The sequence below is a fragment of the Pseudemcibacter sp. genome (assembly GCF_965661635.1).
Classification (GTDB): Bacteria; Pseudomonadota; Alphaproteobacteria; order Sphingomonadales; family Emcibacteraceae; genus Pseudemcibacter.
The window spans coordinates 1-9,725 of sequence record NZ_CBFIEP010000007.1 but is presented as its reverse complement, the minus strand read 5'-3'; the positions used below and the strand labels follow the sequence as shown (position 1 = coordinate 9,725).

At 39.5% G+C, this 9,725-nt stretch carries 10 protein-coding genes and 1 pseudogene; 6 read left to right on the top strand and 5 right to left on the bottom strand.

What is annotated here, in order from left to right:
* Window positions 1–1,098: NAD(P)-binding protein (locus ACTF6W_RS00560; protein WP_438992590.1), on the bottom strand; the 1,098-nt coding region annotated here is incomplete at its 3' end.
* Window positions 1,099–1,255: 157 nt separating this feature from the next.
* Between ACTF6W_RS00560 and ACTF6W_RS00555 the strand changes: the two genes are divergently transcribed.
* Window positions 1,256–1,759: a MarR family winged helix-turn-helix transcriptional regulator gene (locus ACTF6W_RS00555; RefSeq protein ID WP_438992589.1), complete on the top strand. Its 504-nt coding sequence runs from the start codon at window positions 1,256–1,258 to the stop codon at window positions 1,757–1,759.
* A gap of 30 nt (window positions 1,760–1,789) precedes the next feature.
* On the opposite strand, the pseudogene ACTF6W_RS00550 reads toward ACTF6W_RS00555, so the two are convergent.
* Window positions 1,790–2,749: pseudogene (locus tag ACTF6W_RS00550) on the bottom strand (DUF6282 family protein).
* 32 nt (window positions 2,750–2,781) lie between these two features.
* Window positions 2,782–3,546 carry an HpcH/HpaI aldolase family protein gene (locus ACTF6W_RS00545; RefSeq protein ID WP_438992588.1) on the bottom strand — a complete coding sequence of 255 codons (765 nt, stop codon included), beginning with the start codon at window positions 3,544–3,546 and terminating at the stop codon, window positions 2,782–2,784.
* An 85-nt stretch (window positions 3,547–3,631) separates the two neighbouring features.
* Between ACTF6W_RS00545 and ACTF6W_RS00540 the strand changes: the two genes are divergently transcribed.
* Genes ACTF6W_RS00540 through hisC form a run of 3 tightly spaced genes read left to right on the top strand, consistent with a single transcriptional unit; the run spans window position 3,632 to window position 6,134 of the window.
* Window positions 3,632–4,678 carry a tRNA-dihydrouridine synthase gene (locus ACTF6W_RS00540; protein WP_438992587.1) on the top strand — a complete coding sequence of 349 codons (1,047 nt, stop codon included), beginning with the start codon at window positions 3,632–3,634 and terminating at the stop codon, window positions 4,676–4,678.
* A gap of 17 nt (window positions 4,679–4,695) precedes the next feature.
* Complete coding sequence (locus ACTF6W_RS00535) at window positions 4,696–5,031, top strand: cupin domain-containing protein (protein WP_438992586.1); 336 nt, start codon at window positions 4,696–4,698, stop codon at window positions 5,029–5,031.
* A 5-nt stretch (window positions 5,032–5,036) separates the two neighbouring features.
* Entirely contained in the window at window positions 5,037–6,134 is a 1,098-nt protein-coding gene (gene hisC, locus ACTF6W_RS00530) for a histidinol-phosphate transaminase (RefSeq protein WP_438992585.1), read from the top strand.
* 430 nt (window positions 6,135–6,564) lie between these two features.
* On the opposite strand, the gene ACTF6W_RS00525 is transcribed toward hisC, so the two are convergent.
* Both ACTF6W_RS00525 and ACTF6W_RS00520 read right to left on the bottom strand, forming a co-directional pair.
* A complete protein-coding gene (locus ACTF6W_RS00525; RefSeq protein ID WP_438992584.1) occupies window positions 6,565–7,710 on the bottom strand; it encodes a hypothetical protein in 1,146 nt (381 codons plus the stop codon).
* A gap of 98 nt (window positions 7,711–7,808) precedes the next feature.
* Window positions 7,809–8,336 carry a hypothetical protein gene (locus ACTF6W_RS00520; RefSeq protein ID WP_438992583.1) on the bottom strand — a complete coding sequence of 176 codons (528 nt, stop codon included), beginning with the start codon at window positions 8,334–8,336 and terminating at the stop codon, window positions 7,809–7,811.
* Window positions 8,337–8,534: 198 nt separating this feature from the next.
* Here ACTF6W_RS00520 and ACTF6W_RS00515 point away from each other — a divergent pair, with 198 nt between their 5' ends.
* Together ACTF6W_RS00515 and ACTF6W_RS00510 are read left to right on the top strand one after the other, a co-directional pair.
* Window positions 8,535–9,257 carry a DUF1538 family protein gene (locus ACTF6W_RS00515; RefSeq protein WP_438992582.1) on the top strand — a complete coding sequence of 241 codons (723 nt, stop codon included), beginning with the start codon at window positions 8,535–8,537 and terminating at the stop codon, window positions 9,255–9,257.
* The coding region (locus ACTF6W_RS00510) for a DUF1538 family protein (RefSeq protein WP_438992581.1) at window positions 9,257–9,725 on the top strand (469 nt) is incomplete at its 3' end. The genes ACTF6W_RS00515 and ACTF6W_RS00510, both read left to right, overlap by 1 nt.

Below are 9,725 nucleotides of genomic sequence, written 5' to 3'. Positions count from 1 at the left end.
TACCGTCATCCTTGTAATGGTTGCGTTTCCATCAGGGAAATAAATACTGGCCTCTTCATATTCATGTTCACGGCCATGTTGCGAGCCGGCGATATGATGCATAGGGCTAATTTTTTCAGTTGGTTTTAAATTTAAATGCTTAAATCCTGGGTTTCCGCCTAACTCCCAACAAAAAAGTGCTGGTACCTGCTCTGCACCGACATAAAATCTAAAATGTAACCCTGGCGCATAAAGGGGCAACACGCGTTCATCAATACCCAACTCTTTTGTCACATAATCAGCATATGTCATTCCAGCTAGTTTTAATTTTTTTTCTTCGTCACTTAATCCTTCAAATGATTTGGCGACCACATCTTCACTATGAAGCTTTATAAATTGTTCTTTTAGATCTTGATCTATAGGGGAGTTCTTAAAAAATTCTTCGAAACTTGCATCTGGACCACGTTCTCTTATCGTCAAACCATCTTCACCACCAAATGTTTCTTTATCAAAATAAGTAGCTCGGCCCAAGCTGCCTCTGCGAACAGCTCTGATCATATCCTTGGTTTTTTCATGATACGCTTTGGTGTCGATCCCAATTTCACGAATATAGCCCATCGCAACGGGACTATAATTTGTTGGTTGTTCAATATTTAATGTGCCCCCATTCACTAAAATATTTCGTCCATCTAAATTATATTCGTTACGTTTAGCATGCCCGCCAAAATCATCATGATTATCAAGAATTAGTATTTTTTTATCTGGCCCCGCTGATTGACGATAAAACCACGCGGCTGCTATTCCGCTAATACCGCCTCCAATTACCACTAAATCATACTCTTCGCCTGTTGCAATTGCTTCAAATTTTTCACCGTCACGTACCAAATGTCCACTTTCGAATGATCCATCGTGGCTTCCTCGCATCCCTGCTTTATCAGGTGGATAATAGTTTGATTGTGATTGCGATGGTTTATCCTTATCGATAGCCTGCATCGCCTTTACTAGAGAAGGACATAATATTGCCCCCGTTACAGCAATACTAGCACCACTTAAGAAATCACGTCGCATGATTTTTCTATCCATCCCGAGTTCTGTATCGCTGAAAATTTTCTTACCCATTACCGTTCCCTATTTTGATAATTATGGTTCTTCTTCGTTCTAAAGTAACTAACTCAACTTTTATGCATATGCAATAGAATTATTCATTTACATTACTTTATTGACTTTATATATGTTTTACCATTCTATAGAAATATGGTGACATAAAAGGAACAATATGGATAGTGAAAGATTAAATATTATTGGTGATGAGATAACACCAACAGATGGTTTTCGAACGCCAGTCAAAATTAATTATCTGGTGGCTGTTGTTGCAAACCTTCTTGCATTTGGCGGTTCCAAAGAAAATATCAACAAATTTGGCTTAACCGTTGTGCAATTGCGCATTATTGGGCTTATTTGGCAAATGGGCCCTCAAACCCTAAGCGATATTTCACAAAACATCCATCATGACCGTTCAACATTAAGCCGCTCTGCAGCAGCTCTTGAAAAACAAGGCCTTATTATACGGGAACCAAATCGTCGCCATAAAAAAAGTCCCTTTCTATGTCTTTCTGATAAAGGCAAATCAATTATGGAAGAAATTAACCCCGCTTATCGTAAACGTGCTGAAAAGCTCACATCTGTTTTAACAAACAAGGAACAAGAACAGCTTGTTCACTTACTTGAAAAATTGAAAGATCACGTTGAAGATTTAAAAGCATTTGATGAAATTGGTTAAGTCACTATATCGGCCATAATCTAAAAATCACTATAAACCCATTAATTGAGCCGCATTTCCGCCTACCATTTTTTTAATATCTTCATTTGAATAACCAATATCCAAACATGTGGCGATAACATTTTTAAACCCTTCTACGGGAGTAGGATTACCCACCTGCCCTAAATCAGATCCCAGAATAGTGCGATCAACGGTGCCCGCCTTAATTAATTTATCAAGGTTTTCCGGCGTATAAAAATGAAACTTAGAGCCAGGTACAAACATACACATACTATGTTCAAGATATGCCCCCATTTTCACCAAATCTCCCATTTCTTCATATGTCGCATCGATTAAATATGACGGATGATTAACAAGCAATTTTTTAACACCCCGCTTAATGGCTTCTTCGAATAGCGGGAAAATTTCCGTAATATGTAAATGTCCACCAGACAAAACAATATCAGCCTCTGCGATCATATCTAATATAAATTTAACCTCATCCAGCAATTAACCATTTTCATCAAGAACACTGAGTTCAATTGGTGCAAGCATCTTTTCTTTCGTGGTTGAGAACTTTTTCTCAAAATCTTTATCAGACTTATGATGATCAATATGATTTTTTGATGAAAATGTCGGCATCCATACAAGTTTAGCACCAAGTTTAATACCGTGATCCACGGCAAAACGGTTTATACCGCCTGTTGAATTATTAAGTGGAACGCCAGATAGCATCTCAACATTCAATTCACCGAAGTGGCGCATTAAAAGTTCTGTTACTGGTGTCGCAGAATAATAATGATCTTTAATCAATATCGCTTTAAGCCCTGCCTCGCTCCCTTCTTTCATGACTTCGATATGATCTATTGAACGCGGCATAACGCTCGGGCCGCTATGGCAATGAAGATCAATCGCACCTTCCAAAAGTGACCCTAAAAGTGCATCGTCATATTTTGCCGCCGGTGACTGATCCACAGTCGAATTAATTCGGTCCGGAATATTTTTTATCATTTTGAAATTTTCCTGATATTTAGTCTTTAATATTAAAAATCTGAAAGAAGGCCACTGATGCCTTTTTGAATTAAATTATGCTCTGACCCAACCGCAAAAACGGTAACGCCTTGCTCCCTAAGATAGTCTTTTTCAGAAGGCGCACTATATGCCGCTAGTTTCTTGCCTGCGTTTCTAGCCACTTTACACACATGCTCGACGGTTTCTCGTATCACATCATCATGTTGCGTTTTAGCACCGTACCCTACTGTCAAATCCATTCTTCCTAAAAACAGGCAATCGATTTCCGGTTCTTTTACGATTTCTTCTATATTTTTAACGCCTTCAACATCTTCTATTTGCGCAATAATAACATTTTCAGTATCTGATTGATCGATATATTCATGCATTTCTCGCGTACCATACCCGCCTGCGCGCTGCGTACCGGCAAATCCACGGTTTCCTTTTCTGTATCTGCCGCCGCTTGCGATTTCTTTGGCTTTTTCAGGTGTTGCAACATGTGGCACAATGACACCTGTAGCCCCGCAATCAAGCGGATAAAGCATTCCTGTTCCTGTATTTTGCTGAATTCTCACCATCATCGGCATATCGGCGCTTCGCCCTGCAAGCAAACAAGTATCAAGTGCGAAAAGATCAAAGGGACTATGCTCCTGATCAAGAACCAAAAAATCTAGTTCCGTATTCCCCATTACTTCAACCATCATGTGATTTGGTGTTTTAACGAACATGCCAATAAGTTCTTCACCATTAAGCAACCGTTCTCTAAAGACGGTTTGTTTACTTAAATACGACGTCATTTTGCTAATCTCACTACATTTGTCTTGATACTTGGAACAGAGTATCAATAATTGGAAAATGGTCAAAATGAATATAAGGAAAAAAATGCCGAATCTTACCGTAAAAATTGGTGATATATCGCTTAAAAACCCGCTCATATGTGGGTCTGGTGAACATTTCATCGAACTTTCCGGTATTGATAAAGCGTTAAAGGCCGGTGCAGGCGCGGTTGTCATTAAATCTACAAACGAATCTGATGCCGCAAAAGAACAGCTTGGCAAAACCGATTATGCCCTTCTTGATAGTGATTTTAATGAACTTAAATGGGATTTTAATCCGCCCCGAGACGCCAGCCTATTCAATAGATCAGGTCTGCATCCTTTACCATTTGATGAATGGTTAAAATTTGCAGTGGACGCTGATAATATGGCGAAAAAATTTAATTCCTATGCGGTTGCAAGTTTAATCCCGGCCAGCGTTGAAGAACTTATTGAAAATGCAATTAGGGTCGAAAAAGCAGGTATTCGTATCCTTGAAGTCAATGTAGGTGCACCGCATGGCAAAGAAGCGGCCAAAGGAGCTATTCTTTTAGAACAAGAAGCGGATCATACAAGCGAAATTACAGAAAATTTGAGAAAAGAGATTAAAATCCCGCTTTGGATAAAGCTTGCGGGTCAAAGCCCCGAAGTCCCCGCAATGGCAGAAGCCGCCTATAAAGCAGGAGCGGATACGGTCACATTAATGGGGCGTTATATGGGCTTTATCCCTAATCTTGAAACCGGCGATCCTATTCTTGGCACACACGCGGCAATTGGTGGCGCATGGGCGTTACCATTGACCGCACATCATTTGGTTAAAACACGTGAAAAAATTGGAAAAGACTATCCTTTAATGGCTACCAATGGTGCTCGTGACGGTCATGACATGATCCGCTTTATGATGTCAGGCGCAAGTGCCGTACAAATGACCAGCGCAATATTCAGTGGGGGTTATAATGTTATTGAAAAATCACTTAATCAAATAGAAGATTATTTAGAAGAAAAGAATATGTCAGCGGTTGATTTGATTGGCCTTGCTGCGGACCGGGTTAAAACATATGCTGAACAAGAAAATAATATGGATTATTGGCGAGAATTTACGCCAAAAAATTAAGATATAAGGAAAAAAGAATGCAAATACCAAATGTAAATTGGAATGATATGGAATGGAAAAAAATCCGTGACGGTGTGTATCAAAAAGTATTTACGGGCGAAAGTGCCACCCTCGCCATGCATAAATTAGAACCACAACATGAACCAAGACCCCATAAGCATATTTATGAGCAAATTGTTTACATCATGTCAGGCACTACTGATTTTCATGTAGGCGATGAAGTATTCCGCCTAACCGCCGGTGGAATGCTAGTCGTACCGCCAAACGTTATGCATCATGCAGAAGTTGTTGGCGACGAAGATGTCTTGAACCTTGATATTTTTACACCAAACAGACCAGAATTTTTCGAGTAAATTAAATGAGCAAAATCAAAGCAAACGATTTCGTGCAGGATTCACCGTCGCAAATTCAGCCATCAGCGAACACAAAAAAACCGGAATTTAAAATTAGCTTGGCTTTTAACGAGAGCCCCTACCCGCCAAGCCCAAAAGCGATAGAAGCCTATCACGAAGCGGTTGGTATGCTTAACCGCTATCCAAATTATTATTCTGCTGACGTAAGAGAAGTTCTTGGCAAGAAATATAATCTTAATGATACCAAGATCATGTGCGCAGCGGGTTCAGAGCAAATATTAAGCTATATCGCCAGAAGTTATATTGCTGAAGGTGATGAAGTCATCCATCCTAGATATGGATTTATGGTCTACCGTTTTAATATTGCAATGCAGGGCGCAACTGCCGTCGCTATCGAACATGATGAAAATTATGTGATTGTTGTGGATAATATCTTAAAAGCGGTCACTGATAAAACGCGCGTCGTTTTCTTTGATAACCCAGGCAATCCGACGGGCACCTATGTCCCCTACTCCGAAGTTGTTAGATTACGCGAAGAATTGCCAGATCATATTTTACTGGTACTTGATGCGGCTTACGCCGAATTTGCGACAAAAGACGATTATGATTGCGGTTTTGATTTAGTTGACAGTCATGAAAATGTCATTGTCACGCGCACACTTTCAAAACTTTATGGGTTAAGCGGCTTAAGGATCGGTTGGGCCTATTCCACAAGTGAAATCATTAATACCATGATGCATTTAAAAGGCGGATTTAACGTTTCAAAGCCTGCACAAATGGCGGGGGCTGCTGCGGTACTTGATCAAGATTATGCCGATGAATGCTTAAAAAAATGCCAAGATGGCATTGAATATCTAACCTCTGAGCTGCGAAATATGGGGTTAAAAGTCACTGATAGTGTCTGTAATTTCATAATGCTTCATTTTGAAAACTCAGATCAGATGAAAGCATGTGACGCTTATCTTAAAGAAAACGGCATTATGGTCGGACCGCTTGGTGCTTATGGTATGGAGAAGACCCTTAGGGTAACTGTTGGCACAGAAGAAGAAAACCAAGCCTTCATTAAGGCAATGAAAGATTTTATGGTGATTTCCCGAGGATAAATACCGGCGAGGCACTAACCACTTTTATGAGCTTTATCGCATTAACAAAATATCCGCCTTCGCTTTTATTCAATCTTTCCATGTTAAGTATCGGATTATTACTTTTAGTTTTATTTGAAAAATATGAAGATAACAAGCTCACCAACATAATGGCTAATTTTGGTGCTGCGCCAATGTTTTATTATGTTTTTCACCTGGCAGTTTTAAAAATATTATATCTAATCGCTATAACGATAAACGGGCCGACGCATGAGAAATATTTTTCATTTAATACTGTGGGTCAAATATGGATTGCTTTCTTTATTTTTACATTCCTCTTTTATTTTCCAACCAGATGGTTTGCAAAATTCAAACAAAGAAACAAGCATATTAAATGGCTACAGTATTTTTAAAATGACGAATTAAATATTATTCTCTGCTAATACCTAGCCTAACTAATATACTGCTGATTGGTTTCGTCGCGAAGTTGCTTTAGCCAGTGCATAAATTCTGTACCGCCTGTGCCAATTGGGTTTTTCACTTTTTGCGCGACAAAGGCGTGGGCCATTTTTAGATGTAAGTTTCTAAATTGATAAACACTTTCAATAGACGCATTATACGCATCTTTTAATGAACCCTGATTTTCATTAATGACAAAGCTTCTAATATTATTGCTATCGATATTTGCCAGCAATTCCCGGTGAGGTTTCGGCATATAATCTTTCATGATTTCAAGATGTTCTGAAAGCCCCCCTTTTTCATGTTGAAGTCCGAGAAATGACCTTAATGCAGGAATAACCGAGCTCTGCGCTCCCGTTTCGCCGCGGAAAGTTTGCGGTTCTTCATTAAATTTTTCAACACCGTGATAAATTATATCCGTAAACCCGAATAAATATGGCCTTAAGGTATGATAATAATTATCAGGATTACATTTTTCAAACATACGGCGAAACGTCGCCATCATTTTATCAAATGCTTTCGGGATTTTATTTAATGCGGCCTCGACTTGCGCCGGATCATTATTTGATATTGCCTCCGTGGCCTTAAGGCAATTATAGTTGGCTTTTCCTGCGTGCGCCTCTATTTCTACATGAATAAGGTGAAACCAGGACTCGTCTTCAATATCGATAATTTTTTGAACACATTCCAAATTATCAACTTCGATAGGACCATTCGGGTCTATCCGTTTATAGTTTGATAGCGCCGTGGTGGCATATGGGATAATCGGCGGGCGTTCCACAACTTCTGCCAGCTGAACAAGCGGCATTGCCACCCCTTTTGGAATATGGTTTTCAGGGTTGTCTTCCTCACACCATATGTAAACATTCGCAAGATGAGCATAAATTTGAAATGCTCGCTCAACGATCCTAAAATCATCTACGCGTTTTAATGCGTTCATATCATGCGCTTTTAAATCACGCAAAACAGAACGGATTTCATTAGTAGCAACAAGTTTGGGTAATTTTTGGGCTATTTCTTCAATTTCATGAACAGCTTCTTTTTCTATGCCACTATCAACTTTAGTCAAATTGCTAATAGGGTCGGGAGACATTAAAAACCCATTTTCTTTGTTTGGCGTCCAACAATCCTGTTTCATGAATTACTCCTAAATTCTCAATAATCAATATCAAATTATTGATATCGATTAATATGATTAAATCATAGGAATAAACTTTGATAAAAGAAATCTATTTATTATTTACTCGCGATTAATTCGAGCACTTTGGTCCAACCGCGTCCATCAAAATCCATTTCCATCTGCCAATTCCAACCAGTTTCGTGAGGTGGAAAGAATGTTATGCGACGCTTAGGGGAAATTTCGGTTACATAATGCATAATAATAGATCCATTATCCTGTTTGACGGCATTAATGCGCGCCATAGCCGGCGAATTTGTTGCTGTCCAAGCGATATCCCAACTTTTGGTATCTGGATTATAGACCCTTAGGTTCGTCCCTGCGTTTCCATTAGCTGGAAGCCAATAATCTTGAATAGCGATACCGTCACCAACACATTTAAAATTCCATTTTGTGCCAGTATGTTCTGTCCATTCACCATCCTGACCTAAACGTCGTTCAAGGATATTCCAGTCGCCAATATATTGGCCAAACTCATTAACTGGTCCATTCATACAACCTTCAACTTTATTCATCGCTGTGGCATCAAATTCTTCCGCAGCTGTATTAAATGTCCAGATACTAATTAATAATATAATTTTTTTCATGTTTGCCTCCCTAAAATAAGAGTAGATGCAATGTAACGTCATCTGCAAATCACAAGTTTGTGACAGGATAATTAAGAAGTACTAAAAGTTTGAAAATACAATTATTTTTAAACAGGTTTAATATTCTTGATACTCATCAAGTATTTTGCTTTTGAAGTATATTAACACTATACTTGAGAATTGAAAAACAGGGTACAAATGCCGCAATTTATAAAAACATTGGTTGATGCGTTAAGGGATCTTGCACCTATCGTAGGTGTGGTTCTTTTTTTCCAACTTATCGTATTACAGCAACCCTTCCCGGAACCCATGAAAATTGCGGGTGGGATGGTTGCCGTTGTCATTGGTCTTGCGCTTTTTATTCAAGGATTGGAATTAAGCCTATTTCCGTTAGGTGAAAATATGGCGGGTGCATTGGTACGTAAAGCTAGCGCTCCTTGGTTGATTATTTTCTCATTCGCCCTTGGGTTTGGGACAACAGTGGCAGAACCTGCTTTAATCGCCGTTAGTCAAGAAGCCGCCCGTATAACCGCCGCCGCGGGCATGATTGACGCCACACAAGATGCTCAATCCTCCTATGCATTAGGGTTGCGGATGACGGTTGCTATATCGGTTGGCGCCGCAATCGTTACCGGCGTTATGAGGATCATTAAAGGGTGGCCAATCCAATATATTATTATTGGGGGATACCTAGTTATTGTTGTGCTTACGCAATTTGCACCGGAAAATATCATTGGGGTTGCATATGATAGTGGTGGCGTCACGACATCAACCATTACAGTTCCACTTGTCACCGCACTCGGCATTGGATTATCAACGGTCATCAAAGGGCGTAACCCTATGATTGATGGATTTGGATTAATCGCTTTTGCCAGTCTTTTTCCAATAGCTTTTGTTTTAATTTATGGAATTGTCATCTGATGGAAGAATTAATTTTAAATATCCTTTCGACATTCCTGACCACGGTTCGGGATGTTGCTCCTATCGGGATATTATTGATCTTTTTTCAAATTTTTATCCTTAAAGCACCTGTCCCTAACCTTAAGAAAGTAATTATTGGTTTTGTTTATGTAATTTCGGGTCTTGCTCTCTTTTTGATTGGGCTAGATCAGGCATTATTCCCACTTGGTGATCTAATGGCGAAACAGCTTACTGATCCAGCATTCATAACAGAGGGGCTTGGTACCGAAGGACAAATAATTGAATGGTGGCAATATTATTGGGTTTATTTATTTGCGGCTGCAATTGGGTTTTCAACAACGGTTGCCGAACCTTCATTAATAGCCGTTGCCATTAAGGCCAATGAAACATCAGGTGGTGCCTTAAAACCATGGGGTTTAAGAATTGCTGTGGCCATTGGTGTCGCCGTGGCGATTTCACTCGGCGCAT

Coding starts and splice junctions, on each gene's coding strand:
- ACTF6W_RS00555 (WP_438992589.1), top strand. CDS start 1,256: ATGGATAGTGAAAGATTAAATATTATTGGTGATGAGATAACACCAACA.
- ACTF6W_RS00545 (WP_438992588.1), bottom strand. CDS start 3,546: ATGACGTCGTATTTAAGTAAACAAACCGTCTTTAGAGAACGGTTGCTT.
- ACTF6W_RS00540 (WP_438992587.1), top strand. CDS start 3,632: ATGCCGAATCTTACCGTAAAAATTGGTGATATATCGCTTAAAAACCCG.
- ACTF6W_RS00535 (WP_438992586.1), top strand. CDS start 4,696: ATGCAAATACCAAATGTAAATTGGAATGATATGGAATGGAAAAAAATC.
- hisC (WP_438992585.1), top strand. CDS start 5,037: ATGAGCAAAATCAAAGCAAACGATTTCGTGCAGGATTCACCGTCGCAA.
- ACTF6W_RS00525 (WP_438992584.1), bottom strand. CDS start 7,710: ATGAAACAGGATTGTTGGACGCCAAACAAAGAAAATGGGTTTTTAATG.
- ACTF6W_RS00520 (WP_438992583.1), bottom strand. CDS start 8,336: ATGAAAAAAATTATATTATTAATTAGTATCTGGACATTTAATACAGCT.
- ACTF6W_RS00515 (WP_438992582.1), top strand. CDS start 8,535: ATGCCGCAATTTATAAAAACATTGGTTGATGCGTTAAGGGATCTTGCA.